The organism is Brevundimonas sp. KM4, from assembly GCF_000964075.1.
GTDB lineage: Bacteria > Pseudomonadota > Alphaproteobacteria > Caulobacterales > Caulobacteraceae > Brevundimonas > Brevundimonas huaxiensis.
The window spans coordinates 103,232-128,374 of sequence record NZ_JZRG01000014.1 but is presented as its reverse complement, the minus strand read 5'-3'; the positions used below and the strand labels follow the sequence as shown (position 1 = coordinate 128,374).

The window sequence follows — 25,143 nt, the reverse complement described above, 5'->3', positions numbered from 1 at the left end:
GGCGCCGGTCGTGGACGATTCAGCATTGATATCGTCGATCATGTGGTAGCCGGCGTCGATGGCGCCGTACCAGCCGTTGGGCTCCGCCGACGCAGCACCAGCCGACAGGGCCAGGGCGGCCGCTGCGCTGGAGGCCAGCACGAAAGTCTTCATACGCATAGGGGGGTATCCCTCCGCCTCTGTTGTAATAGGGGCGGGTCTACCGCCTACGCCGGTCCTACCAGCCTTGCTGTATAAGGTCGAGGCGGAAACGTGACGGCGCTCGACAGCAAACCCACCACCGTGGCCTTAATGATACAGATGAATTTCGCATCAAGGCACAAGATGGTTAACCCTCGGCCTTCGCTGGGTCACAATTCATGATGGGGCGAGACTGTAACCTATGCGAGCATCAGAGCTCGATTTTTGCATCGACCATCTGCATGCCGAGCCACTCCGCGATCAGAGCCGGCTTGTCGGTCCCCTCGATCTCGACCGTCAGTTCGTGCTTCAGCAGCCATCGTCCGCCGCCCTTGTCTTCTGCCGACAACAGCCTGAAGCGGCCGCGAACACGAGAACCTGCCGACACCGGCGCGAGGAACCGCAGTTTGTCGAAGCCGTAATTCACGCCCATCACGACGCCCTCCAGCGGCGCCACCGCGTCATAGCTCATGGCCGAAGCCAGGCTCAGGGTCAGGAAGCCGTGCGCGATTGTTCCACCGAACGGCGTGGCCCTGGCCGCTTCCGGATCGACATGGATGAACTGGTGATCTTCAGTGCAATCGGCGAAGGCGTCGATCCGGGCCTGGGTGACGTCGAACCATTTCGACACCCCGACCTCAAGTCCGATCAATGCCTGTAGTTCACTGGCTTTGGTCATCGTGCGTTTCCTCAGTGCGTGTGAGGAGAGGTTGGCCGACCGTCACGGGGAAGGGAAGCCCTTCAGCCGCCGAAGCGCCCCTCGATGATCTCGGCGTACAGCGTCGGATCGATGTTGCCGCCGGACAGCACGATGGCCGTCGTACGTCCTGTCGTCCCGATCTTTCCGACAAGCAGGGCCGCGAGCGAGACGGCGCCGCCGGGTTCGAGGACGATCTTGAGATGGCGGAAGGCGAACCTCATCGCTTCCGCGACTTCCGCGTCCGAGACGGTGATCGCCCCCGCCAGCCGTCGATTGATCGGCCAGGTCAGCACGCCCGGCATCGGCGACATCAGGGCGTCGCAGATCGACGGCGCGCCTTGCGGATGACCGACCCGCTCTCCGGCCGCCAGCGACCGCGCGGTGTCGTCGAAGGCTTCAGGCTCAACCACGAACACCTGCGTCGCGGGACTGCGTTCGGCCATGACCAGATTGATCCCGGCCATCAACCCGCCGCCGGACGCCCCGCACAGCAGCTGGTCGAACGGCGCATTCGCCTGATCCAGCATTTCGAGCGCAACCGTTCCCTGCCCCTCGATGATGAAGGGATCATCGAACGGCGGAACCAGGATCGAGCCACGCTCGGCGGCGATGGCCGCGCCGATCGCCTCGCGGCTTTCGGTCCAGCGGTCGTAGAAGCGCACCTCGCCGCCGAAGCCGATCACGCCTTCGACCTTCACCCTGGGCGAATCCGACGGCATGACGATGATCGACGGCGTCCCGACCATGGCGGCGGCGGCGGCGACGCCCTGCGCATGGTTTCCGGATGAGAAGGCGACGACGCCGCGCGCCTTCTCCTGTTCGGTCAGTCGGCTGATGCGGTTGTAAGCGCCGCGAAATTTGAAGGCTCCGGCGCGCTGAAGGCTTTCCGCCTTCATCAGAACCCGCCCGCCGACCACCGCGTTCAGAGCCGGGCTTTCGAGCAGAGGCGTGCGAACGGCGACGCCGTCGATCTGGCGGGCGGCGTCGAGGACGCCTTCATAGCTGGGCAGGTGCGTCGTCATGTGCTCCCCTTAGCCCAAGACGCAGCCGGGAGAGAACCATGAGCCTGATCCTCGCCATCGACCAGGGCACGACCTCGACCCGCGCCATCGCCTTCGAGGTCGCGCCTCAAGCCGCGCCAAGCGCGGTCGGCGAAGACAAAGGAGACCTGAGGCCCGTCGCGGTCAGCCAGATCGAACTGGCCCAGCATTTCCCCAAATCCGGCTGGGTCGAACATGACGCCGCCGAAATCTGGGCCGCGACGCTCCAGACCTGTCGAGAGGTGGTGCGCAAGGCCGGCGGCGTCGCTCGCTTCAACGCCATCGGCATCACCAATCAGCGGGAAACGGCCGTGATTTGGGACGCGGCGACCGGCGAGCCGCTGCATCGCGCCATCGTCTGGCAGGATCGCCGCACGGCCGACGTCACCGCCCGCCTGACCGCCCAGGGTCACGAGCCGATGGTCCAGACCGCGACCGGCCTGATCCTCGATCCCTATTTCTCGGCGACCAAGTTCGCGTGGCTTTTGGATGCTGTGTCCAGATCGCGCGAGCGGGCGGCGAAGGGTGAGGTCAAGCTGGGCACGATCGACGCCTGGCTGATCTGGAAACTGACCGGCGGCCAAGTCCACGCCACCGATGCGACCAATGCTTCACGCACGTCTTTGATGGATCTGAAGACGGTCGAATGGCGCGACGACCTGTGCGCCTTGTTCGACATCCCGCGCGAAGCCCTGCCCGACATCGTCCCCTGCGCGGGTGCGATCGGCGAGAGCGATCCGGCGCTGTTCGGCCAGCCTCTGTCCATCGCCGGATCGGCGGGGGACCAGCAGGCGGCCTTGGTCGGGCATGGGGCGCTGAAGGCCGGGGACGCCAAGATCACCTATGGGACCGGCGCATTTCTGGTCGCCAATGTCGGCGCGGAGCCGGTGGCCTCAACCCGGCGTCTGTTGGGCACGCTCGGCTATCAGGCCGGTGGCCAGACCGCCTATGCGCTGGAGGGCTCGATCTTCTCGGCCGGCTCGGCGATCCAGTGGCTGAGGGACGGGGTCGGGCTGATCTCGGAGTCGCGTCAGTCGGAGGCGATGGCGCAGACGCTCAGGGACAATGGCGGCGTCTATATGGTCCCCGGCTTCACCGGTCTGGGCGCGCCGTGGTGGGAGCCGGAAGCGAGAGGAACCATCGTCGGGCTGACACGGGATTCCGGTCCGGCCCATTTCGTGCGCGCCGCGCTGGAAGCCCTGGCCTATCAGACGCGCGACCTGCTCGACGCCCTGGCCGCCGACGGCGCGCCGCCGCTGAAGACGCTGAAGGTGGACGGCGGCGTCACCGCCAACAGTTTCGCCATGCAGTTCGTCGCCGACATCTGCGATGTCGAGGTGGAGCGCCCGGCCTTCCAGGAAATGACGGCCCTGGGCGCTGCGCGCCTGGCGGCCCTGGGCGTCGGCCTTTTGCCGGACTTGGAGGCGCGCCCGGCCGAGGCGCCGGCCTGCTGGAAACCGCGCATGAATCCGGACGAGCGCGAGCGTCTGCTTTCCGGCTGGCGTCGGGCCGTGAAGGCCGCCATCATCGCCGCGCCGGACCGGGCGTGAGATCCGGACGGCTCAAGGAAACGACGAGGACCGCCGCATGACCGACGCCGCCCCGCTGGACGCCCAGAGCGCCTTTTCCGGCACGCGCGAGGTCGATCCGCGCTATCGCCTGGACGAGGCGGCGCTGGACGCCTGGATGCGCACTCACGTCTCGGGATACGCCGGCCCGCTGACGGTGCGCCAGTTCAAGGGCGGCCAGTCGAACCCGACCTATGAACTGGTGACGCCCTCGGCCGCCTATGTGCTGCGGCGCAAACCGCCCGGCGTCTTGCTGCCCAGCGCCCATGCCGTGGATCGCGAGTTTCAGGCCATCTCGGCCTTGGCCGCGCGAGGCTTCCCCGTCGCCAAGCCGCATGCCCTATGCCTGGATGAAAGCGTCATCGGCTCGATCTTCTATGTGATGGACAAGGTCGAGGGTCGGATCTTCTGGGATTTGAAACTGCCCGGCCTGACGCCCGCGGAGCGTCGCGCCGTCTATGAGGCCCAGACGGACACGCTGGCTCGGCTGCACGCCTTCGATCCGGCCGCCATCGGCCTGGGCGACTATGGTAAGGCCGGCAACTATTTCGCGCGTCAGGTCGGCCGTTGGACCAAGCAGTACCGGGCGTCTGAGACCGAGCCGGTTCCGGCGATGGACCGGCTGATCGCCTTCCTGCCCGAAAGCCTCCCGGCCGAGGGACCCAGCCGCATCGTCCACGGCGACTTTCGTCTCGACAACATGATCCTCGCGCCGGACCGAGCAGAGGTTCGCGCCCTGCTGGATTGGGAGCTGTCGACCCTGGGCGATCCGATGGCCGACTTCTCCTATCTGCTGATCGCCTGGGCCATTCCGGCTTCGTTGCGCAACGGCCTCGCCGGCGCCGATCTGGAGGCTTTAGGCATCCCGTCCGTGGAAGAGACCGTCGAACGCTACGCCGCCGCGACGGGAATGCGGCCCGCCAACCTCGACTGGCTCTACGCCTACAACCTGTTCCGCTTGGCCGCGATCTGCCAGGGCATCGCCGGCCGGGTCCGCGACGGCACCGCCGCCAGCGCCCACGCCAAGACCATGGCCGCCCAGGTCGGTCCGCTCAGCGACGCGGCCTGGGGCTTTGCGAAGAAGGCGGGCGCTTAGGTCAGACGCCCAGCCATTCCAGATCGCCAGGAAGCTCCTCGGCCGCATAGTCGATCTGAAGAACACGCCGTCGCGTGGGACGTGCTGCGGCGTCTGAAGCGTGCAAAATCGGCGTTGCGTACAGCCAGATATCGCCGGCCTTGGCGAGGCAGACCTGAACGCCGCACTGTCGAACGACCTCAGGGACATCGTCGATCGCAACCCGGCCATAACGATGAGAACCCGGAGCGATGAGAAGCGGTGCATTCTCTACGGAGACATCGTCCAGATGCACTCGGACGGTCACCATGCGCGAAAGCAGATCGAAAGGCGGGGCGACGTGCTGCATTCCCGCTTTCATGGACCAAGGACCATATCCGTCGATGGCGACACGCCGCTCGACGCAGATCGTGCGGTCCTGGTGCCAATCCAGCGACCAATTGGGTTCAGCCATCTTATCGAAAAGAATAGCCCGGACGGGACGGCTGGCATCGCCGAGCACCTCGGCGGCGACGGCCCCTATCCGTCCGTCTGGCGCTAAATATTGGCTTAGTCGATCAATGCCGCGTAGGCGCACGCCCGCGCGATCAGATGGAAGGTCAGCGAGAATCGTGAACAGAGTCTCGAGGTCATCCGAAACCGCGCCGTGAAAACGGTGGGCGCCCAAATCCTGAAACGCCGCATGATCGAGCGCCATAAGCCTAGACATCAATCCCTGACGGCGGCGCCCAGGATGCGTTTGTCCGTCTTGCCTTGCACCAGCACCGCCACGGCCTCGCCAGGGCGGGCGGACGGCAGGGCGTAGAACATCGGGCGACCGCGCCATTCGCCAAGGCGCGTCACGCCGCGCACGACGTTCATGTGACGCACGGCCTGACCCCGGTTCTCGCCCTGACGGACCTCGACCACCTGAGGGCCGGGCGTGTAGGTCACCGCCACCACCTCGGCGCCGCCGGCCGGCGCGCGTCCGGAACCGACGCCGACGCCGGCTCCGTTCTCACGGAATTCGATCTCCGGCGGCCAGACCTGACGCACCGCCTCCTGGCCGATGGCGGTTTCCAGTTCGACGCTGCGGGCGCCGGACACCTGACGTCGGCCGTCGATCACGACTTGGGGCGTCGAGACGCCGCGCTGGCGCAGTGCGGCGCGATAGGCGCGCTGGCGCTGAACGAACTCGGGCCGGGCGAAAGTGTCGGTCCAGCCCAGATAATCCCAGTAGTCGACGCCATAGGTCAGGGCGATCACGCCTGGCTGGGCCGCCGCCTTCTCCACCGCCGCATTGGCCTCGATGCAGCCGCCGCAGCCTTGGGCGGTGAACAGTTCGACGACCACCGGCGGGCCGTTGGCCGTCGCATGGCGCGGCGCAAGCGGCGGCCGCCCCGCCGCCGGCTGGGCCGCCGAGGCGACGGACATGAGGGCGCCCGCCATGACCGTGCCCGCGATGATCCAGCCCTTGGTGTTCATGCCGTCGTTCTTAGTCCTTGGGCTGCGACGGAGCGCCTCATATTCGCGTGAGGCTCTCTCCGCTTCATTCAATCCATCAGCTGTTGCGCCAGATAGACATAGTGGCGGGCCCAGCGACGGGCGTTGGCGACCGGGTCGGCGTCGTTGGAGTGGCCGCCGGCCGTGTCCTCATAATAGAGGTGGTCATAGCCCATATCGCCCAGGCGCGCGGCGAACTTGCGCGCATGGCCCGGATGGACCCGGTCGTCGCGCGTATTGGTGGTCAGATAGACGCGCGGATAGGGTTGGCCCGGACGGAGCTGCTGATAGGCGGAATATTTGGCGATCCATGCGGCTTCTTCCGGGATGCGCGGGTCGCCGTATTCGCCGATCCACGACGCCCCGGCCGGCAGTTCGTGATAGCGCAGCATGTCCACCAGCGGGCTCTCGATCACCGCCGCGTTGAACAGCTCCGGGTGCTGGGTGATCGACACCGAGGTCAGGACCCCGCCGTTCGACCGGCCATAGATGCCCAGGCGACGCGGGCTGGTGATCCCGCGCTGTTCCAGATCGCGCGCCACGGCGGCGAAATCGTCAAAGGCCTTTTGACGGTTCCCGTCCAGCGCCGCCTGGTGCCAGTCGGGCCCGAACTCGCCGCCGCCCCGGATATTGGCCTGGACGAAGACGCCGCCCCGCTCCAGCCACAGCTTGCCCATCTCGGGCTTGTAGGCCGGGTTCAGACTGACCTGGAAACCGCCGTAGCCCAGCATGACGGTCGGGTTCGACCCATCCAGCTTCATGTCGCGCGGACGGGTGACGAAATAGGGGATTTTCGTCCCGTCGGTTGACGTCGCCTCGAACTGTTCGGTCACGTCGCGCGACGCGTCGAACTTGGCCGGCGCCGATTTCAGCGTGGTAAGGGTCGCGGCGCCCGCATCGGCCAGGCTGAGGGTCGGTGGAACGAGGAAGCCCTGGGTCGAGACGAAGACCTCGCCGCGTGATTTGGACGAGTCGCCGAGACCGACGGCGAGGTTGTCGGGGACGGTGATGTCAGTCGCGCCCCAGAACGAATACTGTCCCTCAGTCCCCGTCCGCTGAAAGCGAACCAAACGTCCCGCAACATTATCCGAAATGGCGGCGATGAGGGTGTTGTCGAGAACCGCCACACTCTGGAGAGATTGACGGGCATTCGGAACGAAAATCCCGACTGGATCGCGTCCGTCCGTCATCGGCGCCGGTGGGACGTTTGTGGGCGACGGAGCAGCGGATAATGCTCTTAAACCGACGATCAGAAGCGCTCCTGGCTTGTAGTCATGTGCGAGCCAACGCCACTGCTCGTCGTTCGAGAATACAAGCTGATCGCCAACTACGCCGAAGACGCTGACGCGGGCTGGCAGATTGAGCTTCGTCGCCTTGCCGTCGTGACCGAGGCTCCACGTCTCCGACCGGAAGGTGTCCAGCGGGCGGGTGATGATGACGGCGGTCACCTTGCCGTCCTTGTCGCGATAGACGGCCGGGCTGACGCCGTAGCCGCCGTCGCCCTGGTCGCCACGATAGACCTCGGTCGCCTGGGTCAGGCCCTGGCCGCGCTTCAGCGTCTTGACGATGAAGGGATAGCCGGACTCGGTCATGGTTCCGGCGCCGAAGTCGGTGGCGACCAGAAGCGTGTCGCGGTCCAGCCATTCGATGCGGTGTTTGCCCTCAGGCAGGTTGAAACCACCATCCACGAAACGCTTGGTGGTCAGGTCGAACTCGCGCACGACCACCGCGTCCTTGCCGCCGTCGGACAGATTGATCAGGCAGCGTGTGTCGTCCGGCGCCAGGCAGTCGGCGCCCTTGAACACCCAGTCCTTGCCCTCGGCCTTGGACAGGGCGTCGATGTCCAGCAGCGTCTCCCACTGCGGCGTCGCGGTGCGGTAGCTGGCCAGCGTCGTGCGACGCCAGACGCCCTTGGGATTGGTCGCGTCCTGCCAGAAGTTGCCGATGCCGTCGCCCAGGAAGGATGGGTTGGGGATGCGGTCGGTGGCCGTCAGGATCGCCTGGGCCTCGGCGCGGAAAGTCTCGTAGCGCGGATCGCCGGTCAGGGCGGCCAGGGACTTGCGGTTCTCCTCGGCGACGAAGGCCATCGCCTCGGCCCCGTCCACCTGCTCCAGCGCCAGATGATCGTCCGCCGCCGCGACGCCCGCCGGGGTCAGATCGCGGGGGAAATGGGGCGGAGGGCTGTCGTTGGACGAGGCCACGATTTCCTTCCCGCCGGTTGCGACCGGCGTGCTCGCGCAGGCGACCATCAGAAGCGCCGGAATGGCGGCGGACAGGATCAGGTGACGCATGGCTTCAAAACTTTCCGCTCATCCCCGCGAAAGCGGGGACCCAGACCTTTGGGCGTTCGGCGTCGCCCGTTCGTACTGAATCTGATCCCAGTCGCCGAACCTTGCGAAAGCACTGGGTCCCCGCTTTCGCGGGGATGAGCGGAACCAGAGACTATTCCTGCGCCGGCGTGTCCATCAGGCGGCGCGACAGATAGGTGTATTCCAGCGCCAGGCGACGTGCGGTCTCGCGCAGGTTCGCCCCGGCCGCGTGGCCGCCATCGACGTTTTCATAGAACAGCACCGGATAGCCCAGCTCCTCCAGCCGCGCCGCCGCCTTGCGGGCATGGCCCGGATGGACGCGGTCGTCCTTGGTCGAGGTATGGATGAAGACTTCGGGATAGGGCTGGCCCGCACGCAGGTTCTGATACGGCGAATACTGCTCGATCCAGGCGCGCTGCTCGGGGATGTCGGGGTTGCCGTATTCGCCGATCCACGAGGCGCCGGCCAGCAGCTTGTGGAAGCGCAGCATGTCGAACAGCGGCACCTGAATGACGGCGGCGTTGATCAGGTCCGGGCGCTGGGTCAGCATCGCCCCCATGAAGAGCCCGCCTTGCGAGCCGCCCATGATGCCCAGCTTGGGCTGGCTGGTGATGTCGCGGGCGATCAGGTCCAGGGCCACGGCCTGAAAATCCTCATGCGCGCGCTGGCGGTTCTGTTGCAGGGCCGCCTCGTGCCAGCGCGGGCCGAACTCGCCGCCGCCGCGCGTATTGGCGATGACATAGACGCCGCCCCGCTCCAGCCACAGCTTGCCGACCGTCGCCGAATAGCCGGGCAGCAGCGAGCTTTCGAACCCGCCGTAGCCGTACAGAAGCGTGGGGTTGGAGCCGTCCAGCGGCATGTCCGCCTTATGCACCACGAAATAGGGGATCATTGTCCCGTCGGCCGAGCGGGCCTCGTGCTGATCGACCGTCATGCCGGCGGCGTCGAACTTGGCCGGCATGGACTTGACCTGATCGACCGCGCCCGTCGCCGCATCGGCCAGCCACAGGCTGGACGGGTTCAGATAGCCGGTGACGCTGACAAAGACCTTGTCGTCCTTCTCCGAGGCCGAACCGACGCCGACCGAGACGTTCTGGGGCAGGTCCAGCGTCGTGTGCGCCCATTCTCCCTGGCCAGGGGTGTAGATCCGCACCGAGCCGCGCACGTTGTCGTACAGGGCGACGACCAGCCGGTTGCGCGTGACGTTGACGCCTTCGATGGCCTGACGTTCGGTCGGACGCAGCACCAGTTGGGCCGGGGTCGCCTGATCGGCCAGCCAAGCCTCCAGCGGCCAGGCGATCAGGTCGCCGGTCTTGAAATCCTGCCCCGACGGCGCGGTCCAATCCTGTTTCAGCGACACAAGAAGCTGGCCCTGGACCAGGCCGGTGATGTCGGACTTGGCCGGCAGTTGAAGCTGGGTCAGGGCGCCGTCGTCGCCCAGGCGCCAGGTCTCGGACGAATAGAAGTCCACCGAACGGTTGATCAGGGTCGCTTTCACCACCCCGTCGGCGTCGCGCAACGTATAGCCTGACACCGAGACGTCGGTCGGTTGGCCGGTGAACAGGGTCTCGGCCTGGTCTAGGGTCTGGCCGCGCTTCATCCGCTTGACCACCATCGGATAGCCCGAGTTGGTCAGGGTGCCGGGACCGAAGTCGCGCGAGATCAGCAGGGTGTCCTTGTCGATCCAGGATGCGCCGCCCTTGGATTCCGGCAGGGTGATGCCGCCGTCGACGAACTTGCGCTCGACCGTGTCGAACTCGCGCAGGGTCACCGCGTCCTTGCCGCCGTTCGACAGGCTGATCAGGCAGTAGCGCTCTTCGGGCTGAAGACAGGTCGACCCCTTGTAGACCCAGTTCTGGCCTTCGGCCGCCGCCAGGGCGTCGATGTCGAGGATGGTCTGCCACTCGGGCGTGGCGGTGCGATAGCTGTCCAGCGTCGTGCGGCGCCACAGCCCGCGCACATGCTGGGCGTCCTGCCAGAAGTTGTCGATATGGCCGTCATGGGTGAAGCCGGGCGACGGGATGCGGTCCTGGGCCTGGACGATCTCCAGCGCCTGCTGATGCAGGGTTTCGTAGCGGGGATCGCCCTGCAGGACGGCGAAGGTGCGTTCGTTGTGGGCCTTGACCCACTCCATCGCCCGCTCGCCCTCGACCTCTTCGAGCCACAGATAGGGATCGGTCGCGTCGCTGGTCGCAAAGCCGCCAGAGGCTGGAGCGGGAGAGGAGGCGGGGGTCTGGGCCATGGATACCGAGGTCAGGCTGGTGGAGGCGAGAAGCGTCGCAAACGCGACGGCGGAAGCACGGATCATGGACAGGTCCCCGAAAACGAAGCCGGCACCTTAACGACGCCTTCCCGTGCGGCAAGCCGTGCGACCTTACCGTTTTGTCACACCGGTGGGACGCGCCGCCTCAACCCTCGTCGGGAATGCAGAGCAGCTTGCCGCACGCCTTGCAGTGGACGGCGTCGGGGTCGTGGTTCTGGAGGCCGCAGCGGTCGCACGGGAAATGCACCTTGTGCGGTCGGATCAGGGCCTGCGCCAGGCGCAGGAACAGGGTGATGCCCACCAGCATGACGGCGATGGACAATAACCGCCCCCACGGCCCGGGCAGGGTGACGTCGCCAAATCCGGTCGTCGTCAGAGTGGCCACCGTGAAATACAGCGCATCCACATAGCCGGCGATGCCGTCGTGCCCCCTGAAGGTCGCATAGACGAAGCCGGTCGCCACGAAGACGAAGGTGATCAGATTGGCCAGGGCCCGCGCGATCCCTTCGACCCGCGTATCGTCGAACCGCGCCCCCACGGTGCGCCAAAAGAAGTCCGAGTTCAGCAGGGTCCACAGCCGCAACATTCGCAGGAAGCCGAGGTTGAACAGCCAGGCCGGGAACAGCAGGGTCGCCAGCACGAACAGGTCTACCCAGACGATCGGCCGCTTCAGCCAGTCCTTGATGTTCGCATAGGCATAGGCCCGCGCGGCCAGGTCCAGGGCCAGGATGGCGGCGATGAAATAGTCCAGCGCATAGAAGGCCCAACCCATGTTCTTCAGGATGGGCGCGGCCAGGAAAAAGGCGATGATCGCCAAGTCGATGACGATGACGGTCAACCGGAACTTCACCGCCGCCGGCTGACTGCCGTGATATAGATATCGCAGTCGGGCGCGCAGTCGCAGGCCGTTGTCCTTGGGGTCGGTTTCGGTCTGGGACACGCTGGTTTCCGCGGCGCTGGGTTGGGCCTATATGGCCTGCATGACCCGTCCTTTCGTCAAGATGAACGGCGCCGGCAATGACTTCGTCGTCGTCAATGCGCTGGAACAGCCGTTCGCTCCCGGCGAGGACCAGATTCGTGCGCTGGGCGACCGGCAGACCGGCGAGGGCTTCGATCAGCTGATCGCCATCGAAGCGTCAGACACGGCCGACGCCTTCATGCGGGTGTGGAACGCCGATGGATCTATGGTGGAGACCTGCGGCAATGCCCTGCGCTGCGTCGGCTGGCTGTTGATGCAGGCGAACGGATCGGACCGCGTGGTGATCGACACGGTAGGCGGTCCGACCACCGCCACCCGCGCCGGCGACCATCGCGTGACCGTGGACATGGGCAAGCCTCGACTGGATTGGACCCAGGTGCCGCTGGCCGAAGAAATGGACACCCGCGGGATCGAGCTTCAGGTCGGACCGATCGACGCGCCGATCCTGCATACGCCCGGCGCCGTCTCCATGGGCAATCCTCACGTGGTGTTCTTCACCGACCGCCAGGACGACGGCTTCGTCACGGGATCCGGCTCGCTGGTCGAGCATCACCCGCTGTTTCCGCAAGGCGTGAATGTCGGGTTCGCCAATGTGCTTGACCGAGATCACATCCGCCTGCGGGTCTGGGAGCGGGGGGCCGGCCTGACCAAGGCCTGCGGCACCGGCGCCTGCGCCGCCCTGGTCGCCACCGCGCGGCGCGGCCTGACCGAACGCAAGGTGACGGTCGTCGTCGATGGCGGCGAATTGGTCATCGACTGGGATGGGGAGACCGATCACGTCCTGATGACCGGACCGGTCGAGATCGAACGGACGGGCGTGCTGTCGATCTGACGGCGTTGACGCTGACGCGCAGGTCAAGCTCAGGACCGATTGCGCAGGCTTCCTCCGCGTCAAGGGTTGGCGCGGCCCGTCCCAGCCTCTAGGACACGAACGGTTACAGCCACGCCGACGCCCTGGACGACCGATGCCCGATCAGACCGAAAAGCAAACCTTCTCCGACGACGAAGCGCTGGACTTCCACCGCATCCCGACGCCGGGCAAGATTTCCATGGCGCCGACCAAGCCGATGGCGACCCAGCGCGATCTGTCGCTGGCCTATTCCCCGGGCGTGGCCGTGCCGGTGCTGGCGATCGCCGCCGATGCGGACAAGGCCTACGACTACACCTCCAAGGGCAATCTGGTCGCCGTCATCTCGAACGGCACGGCGATCCTGGGCCTGGGCAACCTGGGCCACATGGCCTCCAAGCCGGTGATGGAGGGCAAGTCGGTCCTGTTCAAACGGTTCGCCGACGTCGACAGCTTCGACGTCGAGGTTAAGACCACCGACCCGGACGAGTTCATCACCGTCGTCAAGAACATCGGCGACACCTGGGGCGGCATCAATCTGGAGGACATCAAGTCCCCCGAATGCTTCGTCATCGAAAGCGAGCTTCAGGACCTGCTGGACATCCCCGTCTTCCATGACGACCAGCACGGCACCGCCATCATCTCGACCGCCGGCCTGATCAACGCCGTCCATATCGCCGGCAAGAAGCTGGACGAGATCAAGGTCGTTCTGGCCGGCGCCGGGGCGGCGGGCCTCTCCTCCATCGCCCTGATGAAGGCCGCGGGCGTCAAGGCCGAGAACACCGTGATCTGCGACCGCGACGGCGTCGTCTACAAGGGTCGCGACCACGGCATGGACCAGTGGAAGGCCGCCCACGCGACCGACACGCCCCTGCGCACCCTGGCCGAGGCCATGGTCGGCGCCGACGTGGTGCTGGGCCTGTCCGCCAAGGGCGCGATCACCAAGGAGATGGTGGCCTCTATGGCGCCCAATCCGATCATCTTCGCCATGGCCAACCCCGACCCCGAGATCACGCCCGAGGACGTCAAGTCGGTGCGTTCGGACGCCATCATCGCCACGGGCCGCTCGGACTATGTGAACCAGGTCAACAACGTCCTGGCCTTCCCCTATCTGTTCCGAGGCGCGCTGGACGTGCGGGCGCGCCGCGTGAACCACGAGATGAAGATCGCCTGCGCCCAGGCCCTGGCCGCCCTGGCGCGCGAGGACGTTCCGGACGAGGTCGCCGCCGCCTATCGCGGGCGCAAGCTGAAGTTCGGCCCCGACTACATCATCCCGACGCCCTTCGACCCGCGCCTGATCTGGTACATTCCGCCCTTCATCGCCCAGGCGGCGATGGACACCGGCGTGGCCCGCGTCCAGATCGAGGACATGGACGCCTATCGCCACGCGCTGCGTTCGCGCGTCGATCCGTCCGCCGCCCTGATGCAGAAGATCAGCTCGGCCGTGCGCGGCGGACCGAACAAGCGCGTCGTCTTCGCCGAGGGCGAGGAGCCCGCCGTCATCCGCGCCGCCTGGGGCTTCAAACAAGCCGACCTGGGCACGCCGATCCTGGTGGGCCGCGAGGATCTGATCCGTCAGAACGCCGCCGAAGCCGGTCTGAACTTCGACGATCTGGACATCGAGATCACCAACGCCCGCGTCTCCGACCACAATGTCGAGGACACCGACTGGCTTTACGAAAAACTCCAGCGCCGGGGCTATCTGCGCCGCGACGTCCAGCGGATGATCAATCAGGACCGCAACTACTTCGCCGCCACCCTGGTCGCCAAGGGCCGGGCCGACGCCATGGTCGCGGGCGTGACCCGCAACTTCAACATGGCGCTGAAGGAGGTCCAGCGCGTGCTGGACGTGGATGACACCCTGATCGGCCTGTCGATCCTGCTGGCAAAGGGTCGCACCCTGTTCGTGGCCGACACCACCATCCACGAACTGCCGAACGCCGAAGAGCTGGCCGACATCGCCATCAAGGCGGCCGATACGGTCAGGAAGCTGGGTCGCAATCCGCGCGTGGCCTTCCTGTCCTATTCCACCTTCGGCAATCCCCCCGGCGACCGCGCCGAGAAGGTGCGCGAGGCGATCCGCATCCTGGACAAGAAGGGCGTCGATTTCGAATACGAAGGCGAAATGCCGCCGGAAGTCGCGCTGGATCCCAAGGGTCACGCCGCCTACGCCTTCAACCGCCTGACCAAGCCGGCCAATGTCCTGGTCATGCCCGCCATCCATTCGGCCGCCATCTCGACCAAGCTGGTTCAGGCCCTGGGCGGCGCGACCGTGATCGGTCCGCTGCTGGTCGGCCTGGAGAAGCCGGTGCAGATCGTGTCTTTGGGCGCCTCGGTCAGCGAGATCATCACCGCCGCCACCTTCGCCGCCTATGACGCCGGTCCCGCCTTCCAGGGCTCGGGCCTGACCTCGGCGCCGCGTCCCCCCGCGGCCGTGGTCGAGCGTTGAGCGAACCCTCGCCCTTTCCGCCCGCCGCCCCGCCGCCCCGGCGGGTGGAGCCGGGCCTCTATCTGGTCGCCACCCCGATCGGGAACCTGCGCGACATGACGCTGAGGGCGCTGGACGTGCTGGCCGCCGCCGATCTGGTGCTGGCCGAGGACACCCGCGTCACCGCCAAACTGCTGAGCGCCTATGGTCTGAAGGCGAAGCTGGAACGCTGCGACGACCATGCGTCCGGTCGTGCCGCCGAACAGGCGATCGAACGGTTGCGTGAGGGTCAGGTGGTAGCCCTGGTTTCGGATGCGGGCACGCCTCTGGTCAGCGACCCCGGCTTCGTCGTCGCCCGCGCGGTGATCGCCGAAGGCCTGCCCGTCCATCCGATCCCCGGCGCCTCGAGTCTGTTGGCCGCCCTGTGCATCGCTGGCCTGCCCGCCGACCGGGTGCTGTTCGCCGGCTTCCTGCCGCCCAAGACGGCCGGCCGCACCGCCGCGCTGGAAGCCTTGAAGGGTCAGCGCCAGACGCTGGTCTTCTTCGAAAGCGGGCCGCGCCTGAAGGACAGCCTGACCGACATGGCCGCCGTGCTGGGTCCGCGCCCCGCCGCCGTCGCCCGCGAGTTGACCAAACTCTATGAAGAGTGCGTGCGCGGGACGCTGGACGACTTGGCCGTCGATCCGCGCCTGGACGCGCCCAAGGGCGAGATCGTCGTCGTCGTCGGCCCCGGCGAAGAGATCCAGGCGACCGAGGCCGACGCGGACGCCGCCCTGATCGACGCCCTTCAGACCCTGTCGACTGGGGACGCCGCCTCCGAGGTGGCCAAGGCCCTGGGGCTGAACCGAAAGACCCTGTATCGTCGGGCGCTGGAGCTGAAGGGCAAGTGAAACGCCTGTCTCGTCCCGCGCCGGTCCGTCGCCATAAGGCGGCGTGGCGTCAGGCGAAGGGCGGGACGGCGTTCAAGTCCGGTCACGCGGCCGAATGGATCGCGGCCTTCTGGCTCATCCTGCGCGGCTATCGCGTTCTCGGGTTTCGTCTCAAGAGCCGGGCCGGCGAGATCGACCTGCTGGTTTGTCGCGGTCCGGTGCTGGCGGTGGTCGAGGTCAAACGCCGCGCGACGATGGAGGCGGCCCTGCTGGCGCTGAAGCCGGTCCAGTACGATCGACTGGTCGCAGCGGGCGAGGCGATCCGGCGCAATCGGCCGGGTCTGCAACGTCTGGATTTGAGAATTGATATGGTGGCGCTGGCTCCCTGGCGCGTTCCACGTCATCTTCGCGGCGTCGAGAGGCGCTGACGAGGGGATCGCATGACGCGCGAGGAGGCCGAAGCCGTCCTGACCGCCGCCGGTCAGGCCGAAGACGACGCCTTCCCCCTGCTGGAGGCGGCGATCGCCTGCGCCATCCATGACCATCCGTTGCGCGATCCCGAGCCTGTTCGCGCCCTGGCTCGCAACGCCTGCGAGCGGCTGAAGGAACGGATCGGCGGCGAAGGTCCCGACGAGGCCTTGGCCGAAACCCTGTGCGCCGACCTGCGACTGAACGGCGACCTGATCCATTACGACCATCCCGACAACACCGACATCATCGCGGTCGCCGAGCGTCGGCGCGGCCTGTCCGCCGTTCTGGCGGTCTTCTATCTGCACGCGGCGCGCGCGGCCGGGATCACGGCGGCCGGCGTGGATTTTCCCGGTCATTTCATGGTTCGCGTCGAGACGCCGGAAGGTCCCGTCGCCTTGGATCCGTTCAGCCAAGGGCGGCTGATCCTGCCCAGCGAACTGACCCGGCGCGCCCTTCGCGCCGGTCTGATGCCGCACGTCGCGGATCGGCTGGATCTTCTGATGGCGCCGGTGACAGATCGTCAGTCGCTGATCCGGCTGCAGAACGTGCTGTTCAGCCGCGCCATTCGCGGTCAGGATTATGAAGGCGCCGAGCGATCGGCCCTGCGTCGCGCCCTGCTGGACCCCGAGGACCACCGGCCGTGGCTCGATGTCGCCTCCGCGCGCGAGAAGCAGGGAGCGTTGGCCGGCTCGTTGCAAGCCCTGGCGCGCGCTCAGGGTCTGGATGGCGTCGAGGAGGCGCGGCGGTTCACGACCTTCGAGCGCGTGCGGATGCAGTTGAACTAGACGACGGCCTCGCCGCGCAGCAGGCGAGGCAAGTCGCCTGTCGCCCCGCCCGCCTCCTGCATGAAGGCGCGGCGTAGAGGTCCGATGCGATTGACCGCGGCCATGCCCAGGTCGCGCGCCAGACGCACCGGTGCGATGTCGTTGGAGAACAGGCGTACAAAGGCGTCGAAACCCGCCGCCAGGGCCGCCGTATCGAACCGGCGCCACCGCGCATAACGCTCCAAGACGGTTTCCGACCCGATGTCCTCGCCCAGACGCGCGGCCCCGGCCAGAACCTCGGCCAGAGCGGCCGCATCCTTCAGCCCCATGTTCAGCCCCTGGCCGGCGACCGGATGCACGCCGTGCGCGGCGTCCCCGATCAGGGCGATGCGCGGCGCGATCAGTTTCTCCGCCAGGCTGAGCGACAGCGGATAGACGAAGCGCGGGCCCTCGACCGTCGCCCCATCGAGAAACTCTCCGAACCGCCGCATCAGATGGGCGTGGAAGGCATCGTCCGAGGCGTCGCGCAGCGCCTCGCCCCGCCGCGTCGTCTCGGTCCAGACCAGGCTGGCGCGCTGATCCGTCAGGGGCAGGATGGCGAAGGGGCCGCTGGGCAGGAAATATTCGTGCGCGACATTGCCGTGGTCGCGACCCAGCCGCACCGTGGCCACCACGCCGCTCTGGCCATAACCCCAGCCGACGGTCTCGATCCCGGCCGCGCGACGCACGGTCGAGCCTCGCCCCTCGGCGCCGACGACCAGGGGCGCGATCAGGGTCGATCCATCGGCCAGGGTCACGGTCGCCTTGCCCACATCGGTCGCGACGCTGGCGACGGTCGCCGGGGCCCGCACCGCGATACCCGCGCGCGTCACCGCCTCGGCCAGGGCCGCACGGATGCGACGGTTCTCGACCATATAGCCCAAGGGCTCGCCGCCGGTGCGGCCGCCGATCTCGTCGGCGTCGAAGCGCAGGAAGGCGGGCGAGGCGGACCGGCTGGCCGCGCCCGGCCGGCGCCCGTCCGTCACCAGAATGTGATCCATCCGACAGGCGTGGGGACGCAGGGTTTCGCCTAGGCCCAGCGCGTCCAGCATGCGGAAGGTCGAAAAGGCGACGGCGGTCGACCGTCCGTCGAAGGTCGGCGCCAACTGATCGCTGAACGGCTGCGGATCGACCATCACCACCTTCAACCCGCCTTGCGCCGCCGCCAGGGCGAAGGCCGCCCCGGTCAGCCCCGCGCCGGCGATGACGATGTCGTAGCGTTCAGTGTCAGCCATGAGGGGCTTGTCGCGCCGTCGCGGCCAAAGGTCCAGAGGACGGTTTGTCCATCGCCAAGGCCAAGCTGGTAAACAGCCCCTTAACCCTGTGAGTGCGACAAAGGGTACCGAACGTCAGCCGCCGGAAGGTTCGACCCTTCATGTCCACCGCCCTCGTCATCGGCCGTCAGGCCTGGATCAGCGCCCGCATCCTGTGGGACGCGCCCTTCGTGGTGCGGTTCAGAGGCGTCTTGCAGGCCCTGCTGGCGACCCTGCTGCTGATCGCCCTGATGTCGTGGAATCCGGCGGACGCCAGTCTGAATGCCGCCTCCAGCCTGCCGACGACCAACTGGCTGGGGGCGAACGGCGCCCTGTTCGCCGACCTGTTCATGCAATCGCTGGGCCTTGCGGCCTGGCCCGCCGCCCTGCTGCTGGTCGCCTTCGGCCTGGCGCGCGCGGTCGGCGATGCGATCCAGCAAAGGCTCAAGCCCACGCCGTTGAAAGCCCTGGCCGCGACGGGCGGGGTGCTGCTGCTGTCCAGCGCGCTCGCCGCCCTGGCCGCGCCCGCCGCCTGGCCGCTCGCCGCCGGTCTGGGCGGTCTGTGGGGAGATGCGGTGACGGGGCTGGCGGCGCGCGGCCTCGGAGCCCTGCACATTCCCGGTAGCCGCATAATAGCGGGCCTCGTGTTCCTGATCGCCGGGCTGTGGCTGGTCGGTTTCGCCATCGGCCTGCGCGCCATGGATTTCCTGGACGCCCTGCACTGGGGCAAGTCGTTGCGCGCGCCCGCGTCGGCTCAGCCGAAGCCCCAGGCCGCCCGCGAAAAGGCGCCCGCCAAGGCCCGAGCGCCCCGCGCCGCCCCACCGGAAGAGACGCCGCTGGCCCCGACCTATGCCGAAGAGCCGCCTCAGACCGCCTATGACGACCTGCCGCCGTGGGAGGACGACGCCGTCCAGCCCGCGCCCCGCCCCTCGGCCGCCCGCCCGGCCGAGCCGCGCGTCGCCGCGGTCAAGGCACCCAAGGCCCGCAAGGACGATGTGGACCAGCAGGCCTTCGACTTCACTCGACCCGAGGGTGATTTCGACCTGCCGCCGCTGGGCATATTGAGCAAACCCGGTCAGCGCACCGCTTCGGTCGACGAGGAGTCTCTGAAGCAGAACGCCAAGATGCTGGAAGGCGTGCTGCAGGAGTTCGGCGTGCGCGGCGTGATCGACCAGATCCGCCCCGGCCCTGTCGTGACGCTCTATGAACTGGTGCCCGCGCCGGGCGTGAAGCACGGCCGCGTGGTCGCCCTGGCCGACGACATCGCCCGGTCGATGTCCGCCCGCGCCTGCCGCATTTCCGTGGTCCAGGGCCGCAACGCCATCGGCATCGAACTGCCGAACGCCAAGCGCGAGACCGTCTATCTGCGCGACCTTCTGGCCAGCGCCGAATACGACAAGAAGGGGCATCTGCTGCCCTTGGCGCTTGGTGAGACCATCGGCGGAGAACCCTACGTCGCCGACCTGGCGCGCATGCCGCACCTGCTGATCGCAGGCACCACCGGCTCGGGCAAGTCGGTGGGTGTCAACGCCATGATCTTGTCGATCCTGTATCGCCACAGCCCGGCCGAATGCCGCTTCATCATGATCGACCCCAAGATGCTGGAGCTGTCGGTCTATGACGGCATCCCGCACCTGCTGGCGCCGGTCGTGACCGATCCGAAGAAGGCCGTCGTCGCCCTGAAATGGACGGTGCGCGAGATGGAGGATCGTTATCGCCGCATGTCCAAGCTGGGGGTGCGCAACATCGCCAGCTACAACGAGCGCGCCCGTGAAGCCCAGGCCAAGGGCGAGCATTTCGAACGCACCGTCCAGACCGGCTTCGACGACCAGGGCCGCCCGGTCTATGAGTCCGAGAAGATCCGCCCCGAGCCCCTGCCTTTCCTGGTCGTGGTCATGGACGAAATGGCCGATCTGATGCTGGTCGCCGGCAAGGACGTCGAGGGCGCGGTTCAGCGTCTGGCCCAGATGGCCCGCGCCGCCGGCATCCACCTCATCATGGCGACCCAGCGCCCGTCGGTGGACGTCATCACCGGCACCATCAAGGCCAACTTCCCGACGCGCATCTCCTTCCAGGTCACGTCCAAGATCGACAGCCGCACCATCCTGGGCGAACAGGGCGGCGAACAGCTGCTGGGCCAGGGCGACATGCTCTACATGGCCGGCGGCGGGCGCATCACCCGTTTGCACGGCCCGTTCGTCGACGACAAGGAAGTCGAGGACGTCTGCAAACATCTGAAGGCCCAGGCCGAGCCCGACTATCTGGATCTGATCACCGACGAACCGGACGGCGACGGCGACAACGGCTATGACGAGGGCGGCGGCGGCGGATTCGGCGACGACCTGTACGACCGCGCCGTCGCCGTGGTCACCCGCGACCGCAAGGCCTCGACCAGCTATGTCCAGCGCCGTCTCCAGATCGGCTATAACCGCGCCGCCTCCCTGATCGAGCGGATGGAGCAGGAAGGCGTGGTCAGCCCCGCCAACCACGCCGGCAAGCGCGACGTCCTGGCCGGCCCGCCGCCGATGGTGTGACGACAATCGAGGAACGGCTGCGGCTCGGAGCCGTTGTCTGACCCGCTATCGCGTCCAAGCTTCAGCATTTCGATGAACAGGGCTTCATCGCAGCGCCGGAATATGGTCAGGCTCGCGTCATTCCGACGCCAAGCCGACCGGGCAAGACGGCAGGATCGACAACCATCCCGAACGGGAGACGAACTTCATGACCTCGCGCGCCAAGACCGTGGCTATGGCCACCCCCGACCTGCACCGCCGCAGCCTGCTGCTGGGCGCCGGCCTGACGACCGGCCTGATCGCGTTGGGCGCCTTCGACGCCGCCCGCGCCCAGTCCAACCTGTCGGCCGAGGACCGCGCCGTGGTGCAACAGGCGCAGGGCTATCTGCAGGCCCTGACCTCGGCGCAGGGGACCTTCACCGAAACGGGCCCGAACGGACAGACGCGCCAGGGCCGCTTCTATCTGCAGCGTCCGGGCAAGATGCGGTTCGAATACACCAACCCGGCCGGTCTGCTGGTGGTGTCGGACGGCTATAACGTCAAACGCTACGACCCGCGTCTGAACAGCTTCCAGCAGGTGCCGCTGGGCCGCACCCCGCTGTCGACCTTCCTGGCGCGCAATGTGCGGCTGGACCAGGGCGTGCGCATCGAGCGCGTGACCCGGATGGCGTCCGGCGCCTTCGCCATCACGGCGCGGGATTCCAACCGCCCGAACGACGGTCAGGTCGTGCTGGCCTTCGCCGGCAATCCGATGCGTCTGCAAGAATGGACCATCACCGATCCGCAAGGCGCCCGCACCCGGACCCAGCTGACCTCGCTGCAACCGGCGTCCGGCCTGTCGGCGCGCCTGTTCCAGCTCAGCGATCCGACCCGCCGGCCCGGCCGCAACTAGGGGCTTTCGGGGGCGGGTGACCATTCCTCAACCCCTGTTCCCCTAGACTGGCCGCATGAGCGCGACCGCCCCGCCGTCCGGCGTCCCATCGCTGAAATGGATCGCGGCGGTCGGCGCGGGCGCCTTTGCTCTGTTCATGCTGGGCGCCCTGGTGGTCGAACCGGCCCTGGACCGCCTGATCGCGCCGACCGACGCCCCTGTTAGACCTCGCGCGTCCGGACAGGTCGAGGTCGGGGAGGTCGTGCTGTCCGGGCGCTACGTCGCGGCCGCTTCCGACATGGTGCTGGACGTGGACGGCGGCGCGCTGAGCACGACCACGGGCGGCCGCCTGACCTCGGCGCCGCATCGGCTGGTTCAGGCGGATCAGCCGGCCAGCGTCTCCAAAAGTTTCACCGACGCCATGGCCGTGCCGCCGATGGTCCAGATCGAGGTGCGGCGCGTCACGGCTGACGAAGACACGCGGCTGTGCGCCGGTCATCCCGTCGGATGGCTGGCCCTGGCGGTGCGGCGCGACGGTTTTGTCCTGATGCCGGTGCGACAAGGCCCCCCGCCGGGCGCCCTGTTGGCCGACGACCGCCTGTGCGCCGTCCTGGACCTCAGCCGATGATGCGAGCCCTGATGCTGGCGGCGCTGGTCGGATTGGCGGCGGCGCTTCTGACCTGGACCCGGCCGGGCGCGGAGGATCGTGAAGCGACGGATACTGTCGCCATTCTTGTGCTCGACAACGGCTTTCACACCGATATCGCCGTCCCGCGCGCCGCGCTGGAACGCCGCGGCGGTCCTCTAGCCCATGCGGTCCGATCCTTGGCGCCCGGCGACTGGATCCTGATCGGATGGGGCGATGCGAAATTCTACGTCGATCAGCGGCCGATTTCGGATCGATTGCCGGACGGGGCGCGCGCCTTCCTGCATCCCGGCAATCGATCGGTGCTGATGCTGGCCCCTAGACGCGACGATCCGCGCCTGACCTATGGCGAAGACAGCGCCGCCCTGACCCTGAGCCGCGCCCGGTTCGAGCGTCTGGCCGCGCGAGTCGAGGCCTCGCTCGATCTGTCGAACGGCCGGCCGCGCATCGCAGCCCTGCGGCCCGGCGACGACGCGCGCTTCTTCGCCAGTGGCGAGACCTTCTCCATCCTGCATCTGTGCAATCACTGGACAGCCGGCGTTCTGAACGCCGGCGGCGTCGCCATTCGTCCTGTGCCGGCGATCACCTCGGGCGAGGTGATGCGCTCTGTTCGCACGGCCGAACGGGCGCGAAAACTGGACAGACCCCCGCTGCGGGACTAGACCGCCCGACTTTCGCCTATCCGGCCGGGTCCGATCCCCAGCGGGCGAACAAGAAGGAGAGGCCGATGGCCCACAAGCAACACACCCGCAACGCCTCCGGTCCCGCCGGACCCAGCCAGCGCCAGTTGCGCGCCGGCGAGCTGATCCGTCACGCCCTGGTCGACATCCTGCGCGAAGAGGATATCCACGACCCGGCCCTGGTCGGCGTCTCCGTGACCGTGACCGAGGTGCGCCTGTCGCCCGACCTGAAGCACGCCACCTGTTTCGTCGAGCCGCTGGGGGCCGGCGTGGAGACCGCGCCGACGGCTGGACACGAAAGCGAGATCATCAAGGCGCTGAACGCCCACGCCAAGTTCCTCCGCGGCCAGCTGGGTCGTCGGCTGGACATGAAGTTCACCCCCGATCTGCGCTTCCGCCACGACGAAAGCTTCGACGCCGCCAGCCACATCGACCGCCTGTTCGACGACCCCCGCGTCCGCGCCGACCTGGAGCGCCGCGACGAAGACGAGGGCGAAGATTGATGCTGGCGATCCTCTCCCGTCCTTCACGGGGGAGGGGGACCGCGCGCAGCGTGGTGGAGGGGGCGACCCCAGACACCGGCCTTGCGTCCGCCCCCTCCACCACTTCGTGGTCCCCTTCCCCCGCTTCGCAGGGGAGGATCTGAGTATGGCCCGCAAGAAGAAGGGCGACATCGTCGACGGCTGGGTTTGCCTGGACAAGCCGTTCGAGATGGGATCGACCGAGGCCGTCAGCCGCATCCGTCGCCTGTTCAACGCCCAGAAGGCCGGTCACGCCGGGACGCTGGACCCCCTGGCCAGCGGCATCCTGCCCATCGCGCTGGGCGAGGCGACCAAGACCGTGCCGATGATGATGGAGGCGCAGAAGGTCTATCGCTTCACCATCAACTGGGGCGTCTCGACCGACAGCGTGGACCGCGAGGGCGAGATCATCGGCCGCTCCGACGTGCGCCCCACGGTCGATCAGGTGAAGACCGCCCTGCCCGCCTTCGTCGGCGAGATCGACCAGACGCCGCCCCGCTTTTCCGCGATCAAGGTGGACGGCGCCCGCGCCTATGACCTGGCCCGCGACGGGGTGGAGTTCGAGCTTCAGGCCCGCCGCGTCACCATCCATTCGGCCGAGGTGACCGATGCGCCCGACGCCGACCACGTGGAGCTGACCATCCGCACCGGCAAGGGCGTCTATGTCCGCTCGCTGGCCCGCGACCTGGCCGCCGCTCTCGGCGCCGAGGGTCATGTCAGCGCCCTGCGACGCGAGCGCGTCGGGCCGTTCAGCACGCAAAACGCCGTCACTCTGGATTCTCTGGAGGAAATGGTGCATAGGGGCGCCGCCTCGGAAGGCTTGCTTGCCGTCGCGACCGCTCTGGACGACATCCCGGAACTGGCCGTGAACGAACAGGACGCCTTCTCGCTTCGGCAGGGACGCCCGATCGTTCTGCTCCCCCGTCAGGTGGAAACCCTCAAGGATCGTCTCACCGGCGGTTCGCGCACGGTTTCAGCCTTTCAGGGCCAGACCCTCGTCGCGCTCTGTCAGTTGCGGGCCGGCCGGTTAGAACCCGACCGCGTTTTCAACCTCTAGGCCCGCGCCATCCGGCAAGGGCCGAGATTCCACGGCCTCAAGTCGCGCGAAAGCGCGATAGGCCAAGAAAGGACTCTTACGATGTCGGTTACTGCTGAACGCAAGCACGAGATCATCGCCGATAACGCCCGCTCCGCCGGCGACACCGGCTCGGCCGAGGTTCAGGTCGCGATCCTGTCGGAACGCATCGCCAACCTCACCGAACACTTCAAGACCCACAAGAAGGACAACCACTCGCGTCGTGGCCTTCTGAAGATGGTGTCGCAACGTCGCCGCCTGCTCGACCACCTGAACAAGGTCGACGCCGGTCGCTACCAGGCGCTCATCTCCAAACTGGGCCTGCGCCGCTAAGGCGTCGGATCAGTGTAGAATACGCTTTCGAGGCGCGGGCGGTCACGTCCGCGCCTCGTTGTGCAACTAAGCGCTTCCAGGCCAAGTGGCTGCCGGTTGGCCGCCCGGGAAGCGCGACTACAAGACACGACCTGTGCGCCGCAGGACTTACCGGCGCAGCTGCGAGGGCCATGATGGTCCTCTCCCGGTCGTCGCGATGGCGCGGCGGCCTCTGGATCGAAGGACTGAACGCCGACG

22 protein-coding genes are annotated in these 25,143 nt (G+C 67.4%); 14 read left to right on the top strand and 8 right to left on the bottom strand.

Translation table 11 applies throughout. From position 1 onward, the window contains the following. Positions 1-391 precede the first annotated feature (391 nt). Both VH88_RS09455 and VH88_RS09450 read right to left on the bottom strand, forming a co-directional pair. Positions 392-859, bottom strand: coding sequence for a MaoC family dehydratase (locus VH88_RS09455; RefSeq protein ID WP_045811023.1), 468 nt, complete (start codon positions 857-859; stop codon positions 392-394). 62 nt (positions 860-921) lie between these two features. Next, positions 922-1,902, bottom strand: a complete 981-nt coding sequence (locus tag VH88_RS09450) for a threonine/serine dehydratase (RefSeq protein ID WP_045811022.1) — start codon at positions 1,900-1,902, stop codon at positions 922-924. A gap of 38 nt (positions 1,903-1,940) precedes the next feature. On the opposite strand from VH88_RS09450, the gene glpK reads away from it, so the two are divergent. Together glpK and VH88_RS09440 are read left to right on the top strand one after the other, a co-directional pair. Then, positions 1,941-3,470: a glycerol kinase GlpK gene (gene glpK, locus VH88_RS09445; RefSeq protein WP_045811021.1), complete on the top strand. Its 1,530-nt coding sequence runs from the start codon at positions 1,941-1,943 to the stop codon at positions 3,468-3,470. Positions 3,471-3,507: 37 nt separating this feature from the next. After that, complete coding sequence (locus VH88_RS09440; RefSeq protein ID WP_045811020.1) at positions 3,508-4,584, top strand: phosphotransferase family protein; 1,077 nt, start codon at positions 3,508-3,510, stop codon at positions 4,582-4,584. Between the two features lies 1 nt (position 4,585). On the opposite strand, the gene VH88_RS09435 is transcribed toward VH88_RS09440, so the two are convergent. From VH88_RS09435 to VH88_RS09415, 5 genes are all read right to left on the bottom strand, one after another. Further along, positions 4,586-5,260 (bottom strand): phytanoyl-CoA dioxygenase family protein, encoded by a 675-nt coding sequence (locus tag VH88_RS09435; protein WP_045811037.1) that lies wholly within the window; start codon positions 5,258-5,260, stop codon positions 4,586-4,588. A gap of 11 nt (positions 5,261-5,271) precedes the next feature. Next, positions 5,272-6,027: a thioredoxin family protein gene (locus tag VH88_RS09430; protein ID WP_052689541.1), complete on the bottom strand. Its 756-nt coding sequence runs from the start codon at positions 6,025-6,027 to the stop codon at positions 5,272-5,274. A 68-nt stretch (positions 6,028-6,095) separates the two neighbouring features. Continuing rightward, positions 6,096-8,336: a prolyl oligopeptidase family protein gene (locus tag VH88_RS09425; RefSeq protein ID WP_052689540.1), complete on the bottom strand. Its 2,241-nt coding sequence runs from the start codon at positions 8,334-8,336 to the stop codon at positions 6,096-6,098. 151 nt (positions 8,337-8,487) lie between these two features. Then, complete coding sequence (locus tag VH88_RS09420; protein WP_045811019.1) at positions 8,488-10,662, bottom strand: prolyl oligopeptidase family protein; 2,175 nt, start codon at positions 10,660-10,662, stop codon at positions 8,488-8,490. A gap of 100 nt (positions 10,663-10,762) precedes the next feature. After that, positions 10,763-11,557, bottom strand: a complete 795-nt coding sequence (locus VH88_RS09415; RefSeq protein ID WP_045811018.1) for a potassium channel family protein — start codon at positions 11,555-11,557, stop codon at positions 10,763-10,765. 40 nt (positions 11,558-11,597) lie between these two features. Between VH88_RS09415 and dapF the strand changes: the two genes are divergently transcribed. The 5 genes from dapF to VH88_RS09390 all read left to right on the top strand — a co-directional run bounded on the left by dapF (position 11,598) and on the right by VH88_RS09390 (position 16,996). After that, entirely contained in the window at positions 11,598-12,428 is an 831-nt protein-coding gene (gene dapF, locus VH88_RS09410; RefSeq protein ID WP_045811034.1) for a diaminopimelate epimerase, read from the top strand. 133 nt (positions 12,429-12,561) lie between these two features. After that, the gene (locus VH88_RS09405) at positions 12,562-14,892 is read left to right on the top strand and encodes an NADP-dependent malic enzyme (protein WP_045811017.1); all 2,331 of its coding nucleotides are present in this window, start codon (positions 12,562-12,564) and stop codon (positions 14,890-14,892) included. After that, entirely contained in the window at positions 14,889-15,761 is an 873-nt protein-coding gene (rsmI, locus tag VH88_RS09400; protein WP_197071044.1) for a 16S rRNA (cytidine(1402)-2'-O)-methyltransferase, read from the top strand. The genes VH88_RS09405 and rsmI overlap by 4 nt, the downstream gene beginning before the upstream one ends. Positions 15,762-15,766: 5 nt before the next feature. Then, positions 15,767-16,168 carry a YraN family protein gene (locus VH88_RS09395; protein WP_045811032.1) on the top strand — a complete coding sequence of 134 codons (402 nt, stop codon included), beginning with the start codon at positions 15,767-15,769 and terminating at the stop codon, positions 16,166-16,168. A gap of 12 nt (positions 16,169-16,180) precedes the next feature. After that, positions 16,181-16,996 (top strand): SirB1 family protein, encoded by an 816-nt coding sequence (locus VH88_RS09390; protein WP_045811016.1) that lies wholly within the window; start codon positions 16,181-16,183, stop codon positions 16,994-16,996. Here VH88_RS09390 and VH88_RS09385 read toward each other — a convergent pair. Beyond that, positions 16,993-18,249 (bottom strand): UbiH/UbiF/VisC/COQ6 family ubiquinone biosynthesis hydroxylase, encoded by a 1,257-nt coding sequence (locus tag VH88_RS09385; protein WP_045811015.1) that lies wholly within the window; start codon positions 18,247-18,249, stop codon positions 16,993-16,995. The genes VH88_RS09390 and VH88_RS09385 overlap by 4 nt on opposite strands. Positions 18,250-18,389: 140 nt before the next feature. Between VH88_RS09385 and VH88_RS09380 the strand changes: the two genes are divergently transcribed. The 7 genes from VH88_RS09380 to rpsO all read left to right on the top strand — a co-directional run bounded on the left by VH88_RS09380 (position 18,390) and on the right by rpsO (position 24,906). Then, positions 18,390-20,801, top strand: coding sequence for a DNA translocase FtsK (locus tag VH88_RS09380; RefSeq protein WP_045811014.1), 2,412 nt, complete (start codon positions 18,390-18,392; stop codon positions 20,799-20,801). Between the two features lie 187 nt (positions 20,802-20,988). Beyond that, positions 20,989-21,672 carry an outer membrane lipoprotein carrier protein LolA gene (locus tag VH88_RS09375; RefSeq protein WP_045811013.1) on the top strand — a complete coding sequence of 228 codons (684 nt, stop codon included), beginning with the start codon at positions 20,989-20,991 and terminating at the stop codon, positions 21,670-21,672. Between the two features lie 55 nt (positions 21,673-21,727). Continuing rightward, complete coding sequence (locus tag VH88_RS09370) at positions 21,728-22,279, top strand: hypothetical protein (RefSeq protein WP_045811012.1); 552 nt, start codon at positions 21,728-21,730, stop codon at positions 22,277-22,279. Beyond that, the gene (locus VH88_RS09365; protein WP_045811011.1) at positions 22,276-22,959 is read left to right on the top strand and encodes a DUF2459 domain-containing protein; all 684 of its coding nucleotides are present in this window, start codon (positions 22,276-22,278) and stop codon (positions 22,957-22,959) included. The genes VH88_RS09370 and VH88_RS09365 overlap by 4 nt, the downstream gene beginning before the upstream one ends. A 65-nt stretch (positions 22,960-23,024) precedes the next feature. After that, positions 23,025-23,480 (top strand): 30S ribosome-binding factor RbfA, encoded by a 456-nt coding sequence (rbfA, locus tag VH88_RS09360; protein WP_045811010.1) that lies wholly within the window; start codon positions 23,025-23,027, stop codon positions 23,478-23,480. Positions 23,481-23,625: 145 nt separating this feature from the next. Beyond that, a complete protein-coding gene (truB, locus tag VH88_RS09355) occupies positions 23,626-24,555 on the top strand; it encodes a tRNA pseudouridine(55) synthase TruB (protein ID WP_045811009.1) in 930 nt (309 codons plus the stop codon). A gap of 81 nt (positions 24,556-24,636) precedes the next feature. Beyond that, on the top strand, positions 24,637-24,906 hold the full coding sequence (gene rpsO, locus VH88_RS09350) for a 30S ribosomal protein S15 (protein WP_017506665.1): 270 nt from the start codon (positions 24,637-24,639) through the stop codon (positions 24,904-24,906). The last annotated feature ends 237 nt before the right edge of the window (positions 24,907-25,143 follow it).